This is a genomic window from Aurantimonas sp. C2-5-R2 (assembly GCF_036549495.1).
Taxonomy (GTDB): domain Bacteria; phylum Pseudomonadota; class Alphaproteobacteria; order Rhizobiales; family Rhizobiaceae; genus Aurantimonas; species Aurantimonas coralicida_A.
Genome location: NZ_JAZHLJ010000003.1, coordinates 133,272 through 151,884, shown reverse-complemented (window position 1 = coordinate 151,884; position 18,613 = coordinate 133,272). Strand labels below are relative to the sequence as shown.

General features: G+C 64.7%; 11 protein-coding genes. 4 read left to right on the top strand and 7 right to left on the bottom strand.

Annotated features, from left to right (window positions below):
* Positions 1 to 25 precede the first annotated feature (25 nt).
* The gene (locus tag VQ044_RS02720; RefSeq protein ID WP_327648164.1) at positions 26 to 5,524 is read right to left on the bottom strand and encodes an MG2 domain-containing protein; all 5,499 of its coding nucleotides are present in this window, start codon (positions 5,522 to 5,524) and stop codon (positions 26 to 28) included.
* Positions 5,525 to 5,735: 211 nt separating this feature from the next.
* On the opposite strand from VQ044_RS02720, the gene VQ044_RS02715 reads away from it, so the two are divergent.
* Entirely contained in the window at positions 5,736 to 7,883 is a 2,148-nt protein-coding gene (locus VQ044_RS02715) for a putative bifunctional diguanylate cyclase/phosphodiesterase (RefSeq protein ID WP_327648163.1), read from the top strand.
* Positions 7,884 to 7,903: 20 nt separating this feature from the next.
* Here VQ044_RS02715 and VQ044_RS02710 read toward each other — a convergent pair whose 3' ends face one another.
* Together VQ044_RS02710 and VQ044_RS02705 are read right to left on the bottom strand one after the other, a co-directional pair.
* Positions 7,904 to 8,557: an alpha/beta hydrolase gene (locus tag VQ044_RS02710; protein ID WP_327648161.1), complete on the bottom strand. Its 654-nt coding sequence runs from the start codon at positions 8,555 to 8,557 to the stop codon at positions 7,904 to 7,906.
* A gap of 20 nt (positions 8,558 to 8,577) precedes the next feature.
* Positions 8,578 to 9,525, bottom strand: coding sequence for a ring-cleaving dioxygenase (locus tag VQ044_RS02705; protein WP_327648160.1), 948 nt, complete (start codon positions 9,523 to 9,525; stop codon positions 8,578 to 8,580).
* 141 nt (positions 9,526 to 9,666) lie between these two features.
* Here VQ044_RS02705 and VQ044_RS02700 point away from each other — a divergent pair, with 141 nt between their 5' ends.
* The 3 genes from VQ044_RS02700 to VQ044_RS02690 all read left to right on the top strand — a co-directional run bounded on the left by VQ044_RS02700 (position 9,667) and on the right by VQ044_RS02690 (position 12,116).
* Positions 9,667 to 10,332: a nucleoside/nucleotide kinase family protein gene (locus tag VQ044_RS02700; RefSeq protein WP_327648159.1), complete on the top strand. Its 666-nt coding sequence runs from the start codon at positions 9,667 to 9,669 to the stop codon at positions 10,330 to 10,332.
* 216 nt (positions 10,333 to 10,548) lie between these two features.
* On the top strand, positions 10,549 to 11,631 hold the full coding sequence (locus tag VQ044_RS02695; RefSeq protein ID WP_327648157.1) for a DUF262 domain-containing protein: 1,083 nt from the start codon (positions 10,549 to 10,551) through the stop codon (positions 11,629 to 11,631).
* Positions 11,628 to 12,116: a hypothetical protein gene (locus VQ044_RS02690; RefSeq protein ID WP_327650740.1), complete on the top strand. Its 489-nt coding sequence runs from the start codon at positions 11,628 to 11,630 to the stop codon at positions 12,114 to 12,116. The genes VQ044_RS02695 and VQ044_RS02690 overlap by 4 nt, the downstream gene beginning before the upstream one ends.
* 217 nt (positions 12,117 to 12,333) lie before the next feature.
* Here the strand turns inward: VQ044_RS02690 and cobO are convergent, their stop codons facing one another.
* The 4 genes from cobO to cobU are packed head-to-tail and all read right to left on the bottom strand — an operon-like array spanning position 12,334 to position 18,612.
* The gene (gene cobO / locus VQ044_RS02685) at positions 12,334 to 12,972 is read right to left on the bottom strand and encodes a cob(I)yrinic acid a,c-diamide adenosyltransferase (protein ID WP_327645939.1); all 639 of its coding nucleotides are present in this window, start codon (positions 12,970 to 12,972) and stop codon (positions 12,334 to 12,336) included.
* The gene (cobN, locus tag VQ044_RS02680) at positions 12,969 to 16,946 is read right to left on the bottom strand and encodes a cobaltochelatase subunit CobN (RefSeq protein ID WP_327645937.1); all 3,978 of its coding nucleotides are present in this window, start codon (positions 16,944 to 16,946) and stop codon (positions 12,969 to 12,971) included. Before cobN ends, cobO begins: the two co-directional genes overlap by 4 nt.
* A gap of 12 nt (positions 16,947 to 16,958) precedes the next feature.
* A complete protein-coding gene (gene cobW / locus VQ044_RS02675) occupies positions 16,959 to 18,041 on the bottom strand; it encodes a cobalamin biosynthesis protein CobW (protein WP_327645936.1) in 1,083 nt (360 codons plus the stop codon).
* Between the two features lie 46 nt (positions 18,042 to 18,087).
* Entirely contained in the window at positions 18,088 to 18,612 is a 525-nt protein-coding gene (gene cobU / locus VQ044_RS02670; protein WP_327645952.1) for a bifunctional adenosylcobinamide kinase/adenosylcobinamide-phosphate guanylyltransferase, read from the bottom strand.
* Position 18,613 lies beyond the last annotated feature (1 nt).

The following is an 18,613-nucleotide window of genomic DNA, read 5'->3' as shown; positions in this document are numbered from 1 at the left end:
CAGCCTCCGGGCAGCGCCGAGGCCATCACCGCAGCGGCCCGACGACGGAAACCCGGCCTTCCGCGGTCCGGCCGCGCCGGCTGGGATCGTACATGTTCTGCACCAGCGCGGCGGGGTGGACGAAGGTGCCCGGCGAGACGGCGCGCACGACATAGGCGAAGCGCTGGGTCGCGGTATCGCCGCCGCCCTGATCGACCGCCGCAAGGAAGCGGTCGGCGCGAAACTCGGTATGGGCCGCCTCGCCGGTCAGTTCCAGCCAGTCGAGCGCCGCCACATCGCCGCCCCGCAGGATCGCCGGATTGTCGATCTCGAAGCCGGCCGGCAGCGGGTCGTCGATCATCAGCCGCGCCGGACCACCGTCGATCGGCGTCATCTCGACGACCGCGACGAACCGCTCCCCCTGGCCGATTTCAGCGATATCCGCCGGTTCGCCGTCCAGCGTGTAGTAGCTGCGAGCGATGGCGTAGCCGTCGGCCGACGCGGGCGGCGCGATACGCGGCACGCCGCGCAGCGTGATGTCCGCCGCAACCGGCGTCGTGGCGCGGTTGGCGACATCCAGACCCGGCACCAAGTCCTCGGCGTCGAAGGACGCCGTATAAGGCCCGTCCACATCACGGCCGGAGACGGTCAGCTTCGGCGGATTGCTGGCCAGCAGCGCGTGCGCGGCCAGCAGCGACCAGGCGTCCTCCTGAGTGCTGGTGTAGCGCTGGTTCTGCCGCGCGGCGTTCACCTGTTGGACGAGGTCGTCGAAAGACAGTCCGTCGATGTCGGTCTCCAGCCCCAGCGTCAGGATCGCCGCGTCGTCCCTGAGCGGCGTCCCGTAATCCGTGCGACCGGAGTTCACCGCTTGCCACTGGAGCGCATCGGTGATCGCCGCGCGAAACACCCGCTCCGCTCGCACCCGGTCACCATAGAGTGCCAGCGCGGCCGCGATCTGCCCCTTGGCCAGCGGCGTCGGGAAATTCGACAGCTCGTTGTCCGAATAGTAGCGCAGGTCGCCGATTGCCGCCCGGCCGTTGCGCGCCAGCACGTAGGTGGCATAGGCGACCGGCCCCCAGTCGGGCGCGTCCGGCAGATAAGCCAGGCTGTTGCGCAGATTGTCGATCGCCTGCGCGAAGCCCTCCTCCGGTACCGTGTAGCCGGCCTCGCGCGCGCGGGTCAGGAAATCGGTGACATAGGCGTCGAGCCAGAGATCGCCGAAATCCGGCCGCCACAGGCCGAAGCCGCCGTTCGACGACTGGTTGGCAAGCACGCCGGTGATCGCGTCGTCGATGCGCTTTGTAATGTCTTCCGTGCCGCCGAAACCGGCAAGACCGGCGGCAAGGATGGTCCGGTCGAGATAGATCAGCGGCATCGCGCGGCTGGTGATCTGCTCGGTGCAGCCATAGGGGTAGAGGTCGAGCGCCCGCACCACCCCGGCCACGTCGAAGCGCGCCGCGCCGGTGACGCTGACGGTCGCGGCCGCGGTGCCAAGAACGAAATCGTCGAAGAGATTTGCGTCGAGATCGAGCCGGCCGCCATTGGCCGCCAGCGTCACGGTGCTCTTGTCGATGGTCTCCGGTGCGATCGAGCGAACCGGTAGCGCAAAGCTTTTCGACAGGATCTCGCCACCCGGCAGGGTGAGAACGAGGTCGAAGCTGGCGTCGCCCACGGCCTCGGCCGTGACCGGAACCAAAATCCGCTCCCGTGCGCCCTTGGCCAGGTCGAAGCGTTTGGTCGCCTCTTCGCCGAGGGAGACGATGCCGTCTCCACCGGACAGAACCAGCGTCACCTCCCCGATCGCCCCTTCCACATGCGTCACGTTGATCGCGATGCGGGAGGTATCGCCCGGTGCGAGGAAGCGCGGCTGGCTGCCCGCCAGGACGACCGGGTCGCGCACGACCATCTCGGCATTCGCCTCGCCGACGCCGGTCTTCGTCCAGGCCAGCGCCATCAGCTTCAGCGTACCGTTGAAATCGGGAACGTCGAGCGTGATCGTCGCCTTGCCGTCGTCTTTGACGGTCACGAGGCCAGAGAACAGCGCCACCAGATCCTCCATCGGCGGCGGGCTCTGATAGCTCGCGCCCGCGTCGCCGCCTGAGCGCACCGTGCCCGGCGCGCCCTGCATGCGGTCGATCAGCTTGGAGTAGAGATCGCGGATTTCGACCCCGAGCCGGCGCTTGCCGAAATAGTAGTCCGACAGCGACGGCGGCTCGAAACCGGTGATGTTGAGGATGCCGACATCGACCGCGGCCAGCGTCACATAGGCCGTCTCGCCCGGCTCGACGCCGTCGACCGCAACCGAAACGTCAACGCTCTGCCGCGGTGTGATCTTGTCCGGCGCCGCCAGCGAGACCGTCAGAGCGCGGTCGCCCGGATCGACGCTGGCATGGGCAAGGCCGATCGCCCGACCGGGCATCCGCTTGGCGTCGATATCCATCGGCCGGTAGACGATGGCGGCGATATAGGCGCCCGGCCCCCAGTCGCGCGTGACCTCAAGCGTCACCTCGCCGCCATCGGCGCCGATTTCAGCGGTCTTGGTGGCGATGACGCGCTCGTCCATCACCAGCACTTCCGCCGTTCCGGCAAAGCGCGGTTCGATATGGACGATCGCCGTGTCGCCGACGCGATAGCGCGGCTTGTCGAGCGAGACCTTGGCCATGTCGGGCGTGTCGAGCGACGACGCCGCGACGTACCAGCCGGCCTCGAAACCGACACTCGCCGGCACCGCCGCCCCGGCAGGATCGCGGACGACGAACTCGTATTCGCCCCACTCGACGGGCAGCGACAGGGCTGCCGGCTCGTCCTCGCCGATGTCGATCGTACCGCTGGCGATCCGCGCGGAGGTGCGCACCGGCTCGTAGTTCCAGCTGCCGTTGCTCGCATACCATTGGAACCGCGTCGTGACCTTGTTGAGCACCCACACAGCGCCGGCAAGCGGCGTCCGCGCCCGGTCCGCGTCGATCGCGATCAGGTCGAATCCCGCATCGCTTCCCTCGCCGACCGACCCGTCGAAGCGCGGCTTGATGCCAAGACGCGGCTGCGCCCCAGCCAGCGGCAGGGTCAGCGTCCGCTCGACGGGGCGGCCGCTGGTGTCGACGACGCGAACCTGCAGCGAGGCCTCGAGTGGTTTCGTGGTCACCGGCGGCGCGAAGGGGGCGAGCGCGATCGTGGCATTTCCCTCGGCGTCTGTCGTGGCGCCGTCGAAGGGCTGGCGCATGGCCGTCGTGTCGTCCTCGGCGAGGCCGAAGCGATAGCCATCGAAACCCGCAATGCTTTCGTCGGCACTCAGGACGGCCTCGCCATTGACCTCCAATTCGCCGGCCGGCGCGCCGAACAGATAGCGCGCCGCGACGTCGATCGCCGGCGGCGCGGCAGGGTCGAGAATATCGGCGGACGCGGTCAGCGCGAAATCGATCTTCTCCGGTTCGAAATCCTCGACGATGAGGCTTTCTTCCGCGAGCGCCGGCTGCTTGGGATCGGTGTGCAGCGCCACCTTCCAGATCCCGCGCATGGCGTTGGCGGGCAGGTCGAGCCCGAAGGCGAACCCGCCGGCGCCTTCGTCGGTGACCTGCCGGCGACGGTATTCGACGCCATCCGGGCGGGTGACGATTTCCGTGAGCGTCAGCCCCGTGACGGCCTCGCCCTTGGCGTCGCGCACAAGCCCTGTGAAGAACGCGATCTCGCCGGTCCGGTAGATGCCGCGCTCGGATGTCAGGAACACATCCAGCGGACCGGCAGGCGGCCGGCCGTCGACGCCTCGGTCTGTCAGATCGAAAGGCGGCTGGGTGAGATCGAGAAAGACGAAGTCGGAACTGCCGTTTTCCGCGGTCAGCACCGCCGGTCGGTCGCCGCCGGTACCGCGCAACAGCCCCGCCGGCAGCCGCGCATGGCCGGCCGCGTCGGTGGTGGCGGAGCCGAGAATCTGATTGTTCGCGGCGACGAGTTCGAGTTCGACGCCGTCGATCGGTTCGGCGCTTCCGAGCGAGCGCGCGAAGACGTGAAAACCGTCAGCCGCGGCGAAGCTGGTCAGCCCGATGTCACTGACCACGAACCACTGGGTGGCGAAACTGTCCTGATATTGCGGGCCGTTCTTCGCCTTGGCGGACAAGATGTAGACGCCCGGCTTGATATCGGGCGCGATCGCCGACACCGGGATCGCCGTCGTCACTTCCTGGTTCGTCTCGCGGGCAACCGTCACGGCTCCCGTCCAGACATCCTCGCCGCTGCTGCTGGCGACCTCGTCGATCTGCCAGTCGGAGAGCTGGCGCAGGAAGCGTTCGTCGCTGATCGCCCGCGACAAGGCCCGGTCGCCGATCCGCTGCAACCGCGCCTCGATTTCGTCGGTATTGATCGTCGTCACCGGGATCGTGGCCTCGCCGCCCGCCGGCAAGACATAGGCAGTGGTGGCAAAGCGCACGGACGGATCGCGATCACGCACATAGACGATGGTCTCGACCGATTTCGTCAGCGTCTCGCCGTCGGCAGAAGTGATCCCTGGACGGGCCACGATCCGGTAGCGTTCGCCGTGCTTGACCCCGTCGACGCAGATCTGCGAGCCGCTCGCCGACACCGGCAGCGTTTCGCCGTTCTCCACGCGCACATAATCGCCGACATTCTCCGAGCTCGTTAGCGCAGTCGACAGGGCGTCCGAGAAATTCAGGCAGATCCGCGGGTTCGCGGCATTGTTGTCGACGGCATTGTCGACGATCCGGAAGCCGTGCTCCGCCACGACGACTTCGAGGCGCGAACGCGCGGCGCTTGTTTCAGCAACATCGAGGCTCCGCCGGTAGGTCTTGATGGCAAGCTTCCAGTTCTCCGCCGCCTCATAGGCTTGGCCGAGCGCCCGCAGCGCCTCGGCCCGCTCGTCGTCGCCGGGCGCCGTCAAATAGGCGTTGATCGCGCCGAACTCGCGCAGCCGGTCATTGGTTGGCCGGTCGCCATATTGTTCGGGATTATAGGCCAGCGCCGCCTCGGCGAGGCCCTGCCAAGTGCGATAGGCCAACGGTTCGCGCTTCAGCGCCTCGCGCCAGATGCGGATGACATCGGGATAGGTCAGCGCCGCCGCGGCGTTTCCGGCAAGTTCGTCTACCGATTGATCGTCATACGCCGCATCGCGCTCCTCGTCGGCGAGTTCGAAGCGCAGACGCTTGGCTTCGTCGATGGCCGACTGCGGCAGAAAATCCAGTTCCGCCGCTCGCTGCTCGAGGCTGTTCTCATCGGCTGCGGTCGCCACGACAATCTTGCCGGAGACGGCGCCCGCGACGGTCCTGAGTTCCCCGATCTCCTCCTTCAGGAAGCACCACTGGCTCTTGGTATTGAGCGTGAACGCCTTGCAGCGATCGTCGTCCACACAGGCGGCCGTGCAACGGTCGAGATCGACATCCTTCAGTATGTCGTAGTCGCGGCCGAAATAATCGGCGCCTTCGGTCGTGATGACGCGCCGCTCGCCTGCCTCCTGAGCATATGACGACGACCCGATGAGGGTCGCAAAACCGATCGCGATCCCCGCTACAACTATTGGAAGATTGCCGACGCGAACCATGGGATTCTCCCTGTCAACATCGTTCAAGCCTACGACGAAGCAAGGGCGTCCGCCAGCGTATTCCGCGCGCACCGCAGAACGACCTGCCGGCTTTGCCCCTCTACCAAACAAATCGCATTTTAACGACCTGCGACTTTACGTCACCCCTCGCGCGTCATTACCGCTTTATTCAGAAACGCACCGCCATAACCCTATGGGAATCGAGGCGCCCATGCATAGCTCACTTACCAGGAAGATCACCCATGTGCTGATCGGCACGATGATCGTGGCCGCGTCCATCGTCGTCGCCGCCATCGTCTGGATGTCCGTCGAGCACGACAGGCAAGCCGCGGCGAGCTCGAGGACCATGGTCGAAGGGGGTGTCGCCGGCATTGGCGAGACACTCGACACGATAGCCATCGACTATGCCTGGTGGCAGGACGCTTGGGACAACGTGCGCGCCATGAACGACGATTGGGTTCAGTCGAACATGGGTGCGGGTGTCACCGAATCGAGCACGATGGATCTTCTGTTGATCGTCCAGCCTGACAAGACGATCAGATATGGCTGGGACACCAATTCCGGCGACACTCCGGATCCCACGGTGCTGCCGCGCGACGTGATCGAGCAGATGGTCGAGAAGATCGACCTGATCCCCATTGATGACGTCACACCCGTCCATATGACGACTCGAGTTGGCGATTCCGTTTACGTGCTGTCGGCGGCAAGGATTTCGCCCGAGGAGTTGAGCGGGATCGCGACGAGTGCGTTTCCCATTGGAATCTTCGGGTTCGTCTTGAGCGACGAGCGCATTGCGGAACTGGGAAGAAAGTTCCTGATCGCGGATCTGACCCTTGCGCCGTATCGCGTCTCGCAAAAGGCAACCAATGTCTTGCGGGCCGATAACGGCACGCCGTTGGCTCAGCTCGAATGGACTCCGTATCAACCTGGCGATCGGCTCCTCCAACAAGCCGCCATTCCCGTCGCCGCCGCTCTTGCCCTCTTCGCCTTGGCCGGCTGGGCTGCAGCGAGAAGCGCTCGCCGGTCGGCCAACGCTCTTGCCGACAAGGAAGAAGAGGCGTCGAGAGCCGCCCGCCATGACGTGCTGACCGGCCTGCCCAATCGGTTGCTGTTCAGCGAGAAGCTCAACCACCCATTGATTGGAGAGACCTGCGCCAGGGGCGAATGCGCGGCTCTTTTCATCGATCTGGACGGCTTCAAGAACGTCAACGACACCATCGGGCATGCCGGAGGCGACGACCTGATCAAGGCGTTCGCGAACAAACTTCAGGCAGTGCTCCCACCGGACTCCTTCGCCGCGCGTGTCGGTGGTGACGAGTTCAATATTTTGATCGCCTCGCCCGAACCGCGGCAAGCCGCCGAGGACCTCGCCGCCGCGATCATTCATGCGCTGAAAACGGACTTTCAGGTCAACGGAAAATCATTCCGGATTTCGGCGTCGATCGGTTACGCCGTTTCCTGCGACGGCAGCGCATCGCCGGCCGAGATCGTCCGACACGCCGACGTCGCGATGTATGAAGCGAAACGTCGGCAATCGGGCGAACCAGTCCTGTACACGCCGGATTATGAGTCCGACCTCTACAAGAACCACAAGATCGAAGAAGCCCTGCGCCATGCCCTAAGCGCCGGCGAACTGGAGGTCCATTATCAGCCGATCGTAGCGGCCGGCACCGCCGAAATGAAAGCGGTCGAGGCCCTTGCCCGCTGGAATTCCTCGGATTTCGGCGCTGTATCGCCGGCGATCTTCATTCCGATCGCCGAGCAAACCGGGCTGATCGTCGAACTCAGCCAATTCATCTTCCGCCGGGTTTTTGCGGACCTCGCTGCGATTCCGGATTTGCGGGTCAGCGTCAACGTATCGCCGGTGCAATTACGCGATCCGATGTTCGTCGACACTCTTGTCGCCATGACGAGCGACGCAAAAATCCCGCTCGAACGCATTTGTCTCGAATTGACCGAAGGAATTCTGGTCACGCATCCCGAACTCGCGCGACAGAAACTCCTGGCGCTGAAGAAGGCTGGCTTTACCGTGGCCCTCGACGATTTCGGCACCGGCTTTTCGTCGATCGGATATCTCCGTCAACTGCCCTTCGACACGTTGAAGATCGATCGCAGCTTCATTTCCGAAATGACACGAAGTCCGCAGGCCGCAAGCCTCGTTCACTCCATCATCGCGCTGGGAAAGGCGTTGGATCTCAGCGTGGTGGCAGAGGGTGTCGAAACAGCCGACGAGCATCAGCTGTTGCGCCTGACGGGCTGCGATTACTTGCAGGGCTACGCCTTTGGCAAGCCGATGCCGATCGGCGAATTGCGGGATCGCTACAAGCTTGGCGCACAGCCGACGCGCCAAACCGCTTAGCTCGAGAACGATAGCAAGCTTTACGCCGCAAGCGCCGCGATGAGCCGCCGCGCTTCCGCGATCTCGTCCATGTTGATCGCGTGTCCCGGCTCCGGATAGAGCGTTGCCGTGACCTTGGCGCCCCGGCTGCGCAGATGCTCCGCCGTCTCCCTGACGCGCGTCGCGGGAATGAAGGGATCGCGCTCGCTGCACCCCATGAACACCGGCAGACCGACGAGATCGCCTGCGTCCGTCCGCTCCGCCACCGACGGGCCGATCAGCCCGCCGCTGAAGCCGAGGACACCCGCCACGCGCCCCGGATTGCGCGCGGCAAATTCCAGCGCCAGACAGGCGCCCTGCGAAAACCCCGCCAGAACCACGCGCTCACTGTCGAAGCCGGCCTCGGCGAGTGCGTCGAGGATCGTGCCGATCCGCTCGAGCGCGGCCGACAGGAACGGCTCGTTCGCCGCGATCGGCTCCATGAAGGGGCGCGGATACCAGGCGCCGCCCTCGGCCTGCGGCGCGAGCGCGGCGAGACCCGGCAGCGCGATCGCCTCGCCGAGGCTGAGGATGTCCTCGGCCGTCGCGCCGCGCCCATGCAGGCAGAGCATGACGCGCCGCGCCGCGGCGAGGGGCGCGCCTGTATGTTTGAGCCGATGCTCTTTGAGAAGCGCCGTTTCGTCCCGCTCTGTCATGGTCGGTTCCCTCTCCTGTCTCACTTGAGCGGCTTCAAATTGGCTTCGATCTGCGCCCGCTTCGGCTCAAGGAATGGCGGCAGCGACAGGCTTTGCCCAAGGCTTTCCATCGGCTCGTCCACCGCGAATCCGGGTCCGTCCGTCGCGATCTCGAAGAGGATGCCGTTCGGCTCGCGGAAATACAGCGAACGGAAATAATAGCGCTCGACCTCGCCGCTCGACGGCACGCGGAAGCCCTTCACCCGCTCGGTCCATTCGTGCAGCTCCTCGATATCCGCCGCGCGAAACGCCACGTGATGCACGCCGCCGGCGCCCTGCCCGGCCCGTGGCAGGTCAGGCTCGACCGCGACATGCAGCTCCGCCGCGGGGCCGCCCTCGCCCATCTCGAAGGCATGAACGACCGCCCCGTCCGACTCGTAGGTCCGGGCCTTCCGCATGTTCATGATCTCCGTCAGGATCGGTTCCGTCCGGCCAAGCTCGGGAACCGACATGACGATCGGGCCGAGGCCACGGATCTGATGTGCCTCAGGCACGCTGCTGCCATCCCAGGGATTGGCGTCGCCCTTCCCGCCATCGTCGACCAGCCGCAGCCGTTGCCCCTCCGGGTCCTCGAAGTCGAGCGAGGCCCGACCGTCGAGATCGCGGATGTCGCCGACGAGGACGCCCGCCTCGGTCAGACGCCCGTGCCAGAAATCGAGACTGTCGCGGCCGGCGACGCGCAGTCCGGTGCGCGAAATCGCGTTGGTGCCGCGCCGTTCCGGCGCCGCCGGAAAGTCGAAGAAGGTGATGTCGGTCCCCGGACTGGCCTTTCCGTCGGCATAGAACAAATGGTAGGCGCTGGTATCGTCCTGGTTCACCGTTTTCTTGACCAGACGCAGCCCCAGCACCTCGGTATAGAACCGGAGATTGCCGGGGGCGTCGGCGGTAATGGCGGTCAGATGGTGGATGCCCTTCAACGCGATGCTCATGGCGGTTGCTCCGTGCGGTTCAAATTCCTCGACGAAATAAGCGGATTCACACCCCCGATGAAAAGAGGCCGGTTCGTAACGAATCGTCTCTGTTTTGTGAACAGCCGTTTTCACATGCCGAACGGATAGCGGAGCGACGACGTGACTTTCTCCGATTGCACCACCCCCGGAGACCCCGAGACGATCACGCCGGATGCCCTCGCGGACGCGATCGCGGCGCGGCAAAAGTCCGGTCGCCAGATCGTCGCCATTGCCGGCTCGCCCGGCTCGGGCAAGAGCACCTTCGTCGAACGGCTTAGCGACCGCTTGAACACCGCATCGCCGGGTTCGACCGACATTCTGCCGATGGACGGTTTTCATTTCGACGACGCCGTTCTCGCCGCGCGCGGCGATCGCCCGCGCAAGGGCGCGCCGCACACTTTCGACGTCGACGGCCTGGCCGTCATGCTTGATCGGCTGCGGGCCGGCGACGGCCGCGACGTCGCGGTCCCGGTGTTCGACCGGGCGATCGAGATCGCGCGCGCCGGGGCTCGGATCATCGCGGCATCAACTCCCATCATCCTCGTCGAGGGCAATTATCTTCTCCTCGACGATCCCGCCTGGGCACCGCTGCGCCAGCGCTTCGACATGACGGTGATGCTCGCCGTGCCGGAGGCGGTTCTGCAAGCCCGCCTGACCGAGCGCTGGGTTGGTTTTGGCCTCGAAGGCGCCGCGCTTCGCGACAAGATGGACGGCAACGACCTACCCAACATGCGGCTGGTGCTGGAGAAAAGCGTGCCGGCGGATTTTGTCGTCGCGAACGTTTAGGGCTCGTTGCGACCTCGTGGTGGCGAACGGCACAGGCCGGCTCGTGGGGTGCCGATAAACAACATATCATGACGCTGGTCCGTGAAACGCTGCTCGCATCGGTTTGAGCGGCGTTTCTGTTTCCATCTGCCACGCCGTGACTAACCCGCGCGAGTTGAGACCCGTAGGTAAGACATGATATGCAAACGCTCGCTAATCAGCAGGGTGGGGAAATTCGTGGGCGATATTGAACAGCTTCAGGAAGATTTGGACGATCTGAAGAATGTCGAAGATCAAGAAGAAGACGTTTCAACCACCGGCGAGCTGTTCTCGATTTCCTCGTTCGGTGTGGACTATCCGGTCGAAACCCTGGTTTCGAGGATGGAAAAGAAGCTCTTTTACATTCCTCCGTTCCAGCGCGCGTTCGTATGGTCGCAAAACCAGTGCTCGCGGTTTATAGAATCCCTCCTTCTCGGCCTGCCCGTTCCAGGCATCTTCCTGTTCAAGGAAGCGGACACCGGGAAGCACCTCGTCATCGACGGTCAACAGAGGCTTAAATCTCTCCATTTCTTCTCGCAAGGCGTAATCAACAGCAAGGAATTCGCTCTAACGGGTCTTGAGACCAAATTCGGCGGACGGACCTATAAAACACTCGATGAAGCCGACCGGAACCGGCTTAACGACGCTGTTATCCATGCCACGGTCTTCAAGCAGGATTTGCCCGAAGGCGAAATCAACAGCGTCTACGAGGTTTTTGAGCGTATTAACACGGGCGGCATTAAACTCTCGCCGCAAGAGATTCGCTCTTGCATCTGCCATGGAAATTTCAATGATTACCTTCACAAATTGAACGACAATGCGGAATGGCGGGCGATTTACGGGCCCAAAAGCAAACGCCTCAAGGACGTTGAATTAATTCTCAGATTTATGGCTTTCTATGAAAAGGGCAACGCATACCAGAGTCCAATGAAGCATTTCCTAAACGACTATATGAAGGTAAAGCGGGATTTTACGGACAAGCAGCTGCAGGAAATAGGCGACATTTTCACGAAAACTGTTGCCTTCGTGACGCATGCCTTGGGAAACCGAACGTTCCGTCCAGACAGGTCTCTCAATACCGCCGTATTTGATTCCGTATCTTCAGCACTTGCGCACCGTCTAGCGAATAAAGATGCACCGGACGCGGCGGCGGCAGGGGCCGCCTACCAGGCCCTTCTCGACAATTCCCGGTTTGTTGAAGGCTATATCAGGTCCACGGCGGACGAGGAAAACGTAAAAAAGCGCATGGAAGAGGCAGAAAAAGCCTTCGCCGATATATGAAACGACAAGAGCTACAAGCCGAGTTTGACCGCCTCAAAAACCAAATTTCCTACATCAAAAAGAGGTCGGGCAAGGATCTGGATGAACTCATCTCCTTATCCAGCCAGCAAGTGTGCGTTTCGATTTGCGGGAGCCTGGAGCAGTGCCTCAAGCAGATATTTATCGAGTACGCAAAACGGCGATCGAACAGCCGGATTTATAGGCCCATCGAAAAAATCTGTGAGAGCTACCAGAACCCCAAGACGACCAAGATTCTCGACCTCATTAGCCTGTTCGACGCCGATTTTGAAACCGAACTCAGGCGCCAGTGGAATGAGGAGTTAGAGGTCGAAAGGCAGCACATTGACAACATGGTAGATGACCGCATCACGATTGCGCACCGGAAGCGTGTCCACGTCAATGTATCCTCCTCAAAACTGGAGGACTACTTCAAGGCCTATAGCGGCTTGCTCGACCGCGTGTACATCCATTTTCTCGGGCCTTAGGCGGCACTCATAAACGAGCCTTGCTGATAATATTCAGCGTTTGGGGGTTATGCTCGCTACTCCCGACACGGTCCAAAAATATCTGCATGAGGACAGGCGAGCGGGTTTGCAGCCAACGTCCGCTCGTGGCGCGAAGCTCACGCAACACACGCAAAATCCGGACCAAGCGATTCCCGCCCGAAGCGGGCAGCGACTATATCAACATCACCACTCCACCCTAAAACTCGATCCCCACCTGCGCCTTCACGCCGGAGCGGAACGGGTGCTTGATCATCTCCATCTCGGTGACGAGGTCGGCGATCTCGATCAGTTCGTCCTTGGCGTTGCGGCCGGTGACGACGACATGTTTCATCGCCGGCTTGCCCTTGAGGAATTCGACCACTTCGGCGATGTCGAGATAGTCGTAGCGCAGGACGATGTTGAGCTCGTCGAGCAGCACCAGCTGGTGTTCGTCATCCATGATCAGCGCCTTGGCCCGCTCCCAGGCGGCCTTGGCGGCGGCGATATCGCGCTGGCGGTCCTGCGTCTCCCAGGTAAAACCGTCGCCCATCGCGGTCATTGTCACCTGGTCGGGAAAATGCTCCAGCACCTTGCGCTCGCCGGTCTCCCACTTGCCCTTGACGAACTGCACGATGGCGACCTTCATGCCGTTGCCGAGCGCCCGGAAGACGAGACCGAAGGCGGCCGTCGACTTGCCCTTGCCCTTGCCGGTATGGACGATCAGCAGCCCCTTCTCGATCGTCTTGGTGGCGAGGATCTTGTCGCGCGCCGCCTTCTTCTTCTTCATTTTCTCGGCATGGCGGGCGTCGAGGTCCTCCTCCGACATCCCGTCCGTAATTTTGGCCTTGTCCGTCATGTTGCGCCCTCCGTATCCGCATCATCCAGCCCGTCCATAACACCCAGCTCGGCCCGCGCCGAGTTGGAGCGCGGCGTCCACAGGCCCCGGTCGATCGCCTCGGCCAGCCGGTCGCTCATCTCGCGATAGGCGTTCGGGTTGTTCTCCAGCATGAAGGCGCGCACGTCGTCATCGGCGACGAAGGCCTGATACACCGCATCGAAATGATGATCGCGCACCGCGCCCGTCGTCGCCGAGAAGGCGAACAGATAGTCGACCGTCGCGGCGATCTCGAAAGCGCCCTTGTAGCCGTGGCGCATGATCCCGGCGATCCATTTCGGGTTGACGACGCGGGCCCTGACCACCCGGCCGATCTCCTCCTCCAGCGTCCGCACGACCGGCCGCTCGGGCCGGGAATGGTCGTTGTGATAGACGACGGGCCGTGCGCCGGAGACATGCTCCACCGCCGCCGTCATCCCGCCCTCGAACTGGTAATAATCGTCGGAATCCAGAAGGTCGTGCTCGCGATTGTCCTGATTCTGGACCACGGCCTCGATGCCGGCAAGCCGCGTCTCGAAACTCGCGCGCTCGGCCTCGCCTTCGGCGTCTGCCCCGTAGGCATAGGAGCCCCAGACGAGATAGCTTTCCGCAAGATCACTCTTGTCGTCCCAACCCTTTTCGTCGATCAGCGCCTGCAGCCCCGCCCCGTAGGCGCCGGGTTTCGATCCGAAAATCCGGAAGCCGGCGCGCTTGTCCGCCTCCTCCGGCGACTGTCCCTCCGCCAAGAAGGCCTGCCGCTCGGCCGTCATCCGCGCGGCGATCGGGTTGTCGCCGGCTTCCTCATCCAGCGCGCCGATCGCCCGGACCGCCCGGTCGAACAGCGCGATCTGGTCCGGGAAGGCATCGCGGAAGAAGCCCGAAATGCGCAGCGTCACGTCGACCCGTGGCCGCCCGAGTTCGGCCAGCGTCACGATCGCGTAGCCGGTGACGCGCCGCGAGGCCCGATCCCAGACCGGCCGCGCCCCAACCAGCGCCAGCGCCTGCGCGATATCGTCGCCGCCGGTGCGCATGTTGGACGTGCCCCAGGCGGTGAGCCCGATCGAACTTGGCCATTCGCCGTGATCCTGAAGGTGGCGGATCACCAGGAGTTCGGCCGACTTCGCGCCGAGATGCCAGGCGGCTTCGGTCGGCACCGCGCGGGTGTCGACCGAGAAGAAGTTGCGGCCCGTCGGCAAGACGTCCGCCCGTCCCCGCGTCGGCGCGCCGGACGGACCCGGCGGCACGAAGCGGCCGGAAAGCCCGGCGAGCAGCCCGGCTATCTCGGCCGACCCCGATTCCGTCACCGCCGGCTTCAGCCGCGCCGTCACATCCGCCATGACGACGCCTGTGGATTGCCACTCCGGTTGGGACGCGATCTCGCTGGCGACGAGCTTGGCCGCCAGGAGTTCGATGCGCTCCACCGTATCGCCATTCGTCCGCCACGGGTCTGTGGACAGGCTGTGGAGAACCTGTGGACGCGGCCCCTCCCACGGCGCCGCCATGTCGCAGTCGAGCGGATCGAAGACCTGCGCAACGGCAGGCCGGATCGGGCCGGGCCCGAAGCCGCGTTCTTCTCCCCCGGGGGGAGAAGTCCCGGCAGGGGATGAGGGGGGCTGCTCCAACGTCTGAGGAGTGGCGACAGAGGCCGCAGCGCGCGCACTCCCCGCCCCCTCACCCGGCTGCTCGCTCCCGCTCGCATCCACCCTCTCCCCGTTGGGGCGAGGAATGGCGCCCCTTTCGGCATCGCCCACACCCAACAGATCCTCCGCGATCGCCCGGTGCAGCGACGCCTCGCCCGGCTTCGTCCCGCGCGGCAGCCGCGCCAGCGCCACGACGAGATCGGTCAACAGCCGCCCCTCCGGCGCCAGTCCGAAGACATGCAGGCCGTCGCGGATCTGCATTTCCTTCAGGTCGCACAGATAGGCGTCGAGCTTTTCCAGCGCCGTCTCCTCGGCGTCCTTCGCCGCGATCCCCGCGTCGTGGTCGAGACCGATGTCGCGGACCAGATCGAGAATGCGCCCCTTCAACAGCGTCAGCCGGCGCGGGTCGGTGCCGGCCGCCTCGTAATATTCGTCGACCAGCGCCTCCAAATCCCGCAGCGGCCCGTAGGTTTCCGCCCGCGTCAGCGGCGGCGTCAGATGGTCGATGATGACGGCGCTCGTTCGCCGCTTGGCCTGCGTGCCCTCGCCCGGATCGTTGACGATGAACGGGTAGAGATGCGGCAGCGGCCCGAACACCGCCTCGGGAAAGCAGGTTTCCGACAGCGCCAGCGCCTTGCCCGGCAGCCATTCGAGATTGCCGTGCTTGCCCATATGGACGACGGCGTCGGCATAATATTCGGTCCTGAGATAGGCATAGAGCGCCAGATAATTGTGCGGCGGCACGAGGTCCGGCGAGTGGTAGGTCTCCTTCGGGTCGATGTTGTAGCCGCGCGCCGGCTGGATGCCGACCAGCGTCTCGCCGAAACGCGCCAGCGGCAACGCGAAGGCCGCCTCGCCGCGATGCGTCACCACGAACGGGTCGCTCTCCGGCGCGCCCCAGCGTTCCGTCACCGCCGACCGCACGGCTTCCGGCAGTCCCGCGAAGAAGCGTCGATAGGCCTCGACCGATAGCGTCTCGCGCACCTCCCGCATCGCGGTGCCGGCATTGGTCGGCCCGGCCATCAGATGATCGATCAGGGCGTTGCCGGTCTCCGGTACGTCCGCTACCGCGTAACCCGCTGCGGCCATCGCCTTGAGAACCTCGATCGTCCCGGCCGGCGTGTCGAGCCCCACTCCGTTGCCGAGCCGCCCGTCCCGGTTGGGATAGTTGGCGAGCAGGATCGCCACCCGCCGCTCGGCCGCGGATTTGCGCCGCAGCCGCGCCCATCGGGCCGCGAGCTCGGCGACGAACGCCACGCGGTCGGCCACCGAGCGGTGCGCGACGATGTCCGTCTCGGTGACCGCGTCCCATTCGCCGGCCGACTTGAAGGCAATGGCCCGCGACAGAACCCGGCCGTCGACCTCCGGCAGCGCAACGCTCATCGCTAGATCGCGGGCCGACAGCCCTTGCGCGGATGTCTTCCAGCTTTCCGCCGACCCGCTCCCGAGAACCGCCTGCAAGACGACCGCCCCCTGTTCCTCGAGCACGGTCGGCACCCGTTCCCCGCCCGGCGAGGACACGGCGAATCCAGTCAGATTGACGACGACGTCCGGAGTCTGGCCCGCAAACAGCGCCCGCACCGTCTCGATCGACACCGGGTCCTTCAGGCTGGAAACGAAGATCGGCAGCACCTCCAGCCCTCGCGCCGCCAGCTCCCGCGCCAACGCCTCCACCGGCTCGGTTTGCCCGCTCTGCACCAGCGCCCGGTAGAACACGATCGCGGCAAGGGCGCGCGCGCCCACCTCCCCATCAAGGGGAGGGTGAGAAGCCCCAATCTCCAGCACCCCAGCCTTTAACAGCGGCTGCGCCTCGGCCGGCCATTCGCCGCCGCCAAGGATCGCGCCGCAGCCCTCCAGGAATTTCCCGGCATTCGCCGCGCCGCCCTCGACCAGATACCGCCAGAGCCGGTCGCGTTCATCGAGCGGGATCGTGGTGTAGCGGTCGAGCCCGTCATCCGGCTTGTCGTCGCCGGGCAAGACGGCGAGCGCGGCTCCGCTCGCCTGCGCGTTGGCGAGCAGCGCATCCAGCCCGTAGGGCCAGTACGCCGCGCCGCCGAGCAGCCGCACCACGACGAGCTTGGCGTGGCGCAACGTTCGCTCGACATAGACATCGACCGACATCGGATGCTTGAGACGCAGGAGATTGGCGAGCCGCAGCGTCGGGGCCGCATCGCCGAGGCGCCGGGCCGCCGCCGCAAGGCTGGCGATCTCCGTGTCGGCCGCCGACAGCACGACGACATCGGCCGGCGACTGGCCGAGGTCCACCGCCTCGCCGCCGTCGTCGATCGTGCCTTTCTGGGCGAGAAGGAGATGCAAGGAAAGCGCCCGCTACTCGGCGGCTTCTTTTGCCGCGCTGCCGGCCAGCGCCTGAATCTCGGCCTCGATCCGCACCGCGTCGAGGCCGTCGTGCAGCCCGATGACGACAAGACGCGTGGCCCGGGTTTCGCCGGGTGCCCAGGCACGGTCGAAATAGGTTTCGATACGCTTGCCGACCGCCTGCACGACCAGCCGCATCGGCTTGCCCGGCACGTCGGCGAAGCCCTTCAGCCGCAAGATGTCGTGGGTCGCGATCAGTCTGGACAGCCCCTTCGCGAAGGTCGCGGGATCAGGAACAGTGCCGGCATCGACGACGAAGCTCTCGAACTCGTCATGGTCGTGATCGTGCGCCTCGCCTTCATGCTCCAACTCGTGATGCGATTTGCGCTCGGCGATGAGGTCTTCCGTGCCGGCCGCAATGCCGAGCAGCACGTCCGCCGGCAGCTTGCCGCCCTCCGCGGTGACGATCTTCACCGCGCGCGCGCTCTTCTGCCCGATCTCACGCCACACCCGTTCCAATGTCGGCGCGTCGACCAGATCGGCCTTGTTGAGGACGATGAGGTCGGCTGCTGCGATCTGGTCCTCGAACAGCTCCTCCAGCGGGTTGTCGTGGTCGAGGCTCGCGTCCGCCGCCCGCTGGGCCGCGACCTTTTCCTCTTCGTCGGCGAAGCGGCCGTCGGCGACCGCCGCTGTATCGATCACCGTAACGACGCCGTCGACTGTCACCCGCGTCTTCACCTCCGGCCAGTTGAAGGCCGCGACCAACGGCTGCGGCAAGGCGAGACCCGAGGTTTCGATAACGATGTGATCGGGGACGCGCTCGCGCTCTAAAAGCTTGGTCATGGTCGGGATGAAGTCGTCGGCCACGGTGCAGCAGATGCAGCCATTGGTCAGTTCGACAACGTCGTCCTCGCTGCACGTTTCGATTCCGCAGCCCTTGAGGATGTCGCCGTCGACGCCGAGATCACCGAACTCGTTGATGATCAACGCGATCTTCCGGCCACCGGCGTTCTGCAGGAGGTTGCGGATCAGCGTCGTCTTGCCGGCTCCGAGGAACCCGGTGATGACGGTGGCGGGAATCTTCTGGCCCTGCATGGAGTGCCTCCGTTGTCGCGATCGCCTCGACCTTGGCGGTCGGCGATCAGCCCTTCAATATCATCGGTAGGCCGGCGGTGACGAAGAGGACCTTCGCCGCGACCGCCGCAACCGCTTGGTGCAATCGGCCCGCGTGATCACGAAAATCACGGGCCATCTCGTTCTCCGGCACGATCCCGAGCCCGACCTCGTTGGAAACGAGGATCACCGGACCCGGAAGCCTCGCGGCGAGGCAGTTGACCAGCGCCTGACATTCCGCGGCGATCGGACGCCCCTCCATCATGAGGTTGGTCAACCACAGCGTCAGGCAATCGACGAGGACCACGCGCTCTGGCCCCGCTTCTCGCCCGATCGCGGCAACCAGATCGAGCGGCACTTCAACCGTTCGCCAGCCGTTGCCACGTCGCCCCTGGTGCTCGCCGATACGCGCCTCCATCTCGGCGTCGAAAGCCCTGCCGGTCGCGAGATAGACGGGAGCAAGACCGCTTGCTTCGGCCAGTCGCTCGGCAAGGGCGCTCTTGCCGGAGCGGGCGCCGCCAAGAACGAGAGTGACACCATCGCCGAGCGCTATA

Coding starts and splice junctions, on each gene's coding strand:
- cobW (WP_327645936.1), bottom strand. CDS start 18,041: ATGCAGGGCCAGAAGATTCCCGCCACCGTCATCACCGGGTTCCTCGGA.
- VQ044_RS02720 (WP_327648164.1), bottom strand. CDS start 5,524: ATGGTTCGCGTCGGCAATCTTCCAATAGTTGTAGCGGGGATCGCGATC.
- VQ044_RS02710 (WP_327648161.1), bottom strand. CDS start 8,557: ATGACAGAGCGGGACGAAACGGCGCTTCTCAAAGAGCATCGGCTCAAA.
- VQ044_RS02715 (WP_327648163.1), top strand. CDS start 5,736: ATGCATAGCTCACTTACCAGGAAGATCACCCATGTGCTGATCGGCACG.
- VQ044_RS02705 (WP_327648160.1), bottom strand. CDS start 9,525: ATGAGCATCGCGTTGAAGGGCATCCACCATCTGACCGCCATTACCGCC.
- cobO (WP_327645939.1), bottom strand. CDS start 12,972: ATGACGGACAAGGCCAAAATTACGGACGGGATGTCGGAGGAGGACCTC.
- VQ044_RS02690 (WP_327650740.1), top strand. CDS start 11,628: ATGAAACGACAAGAGCTACAAGCCGAGTTTGACCGCCTCAAAAACCAA.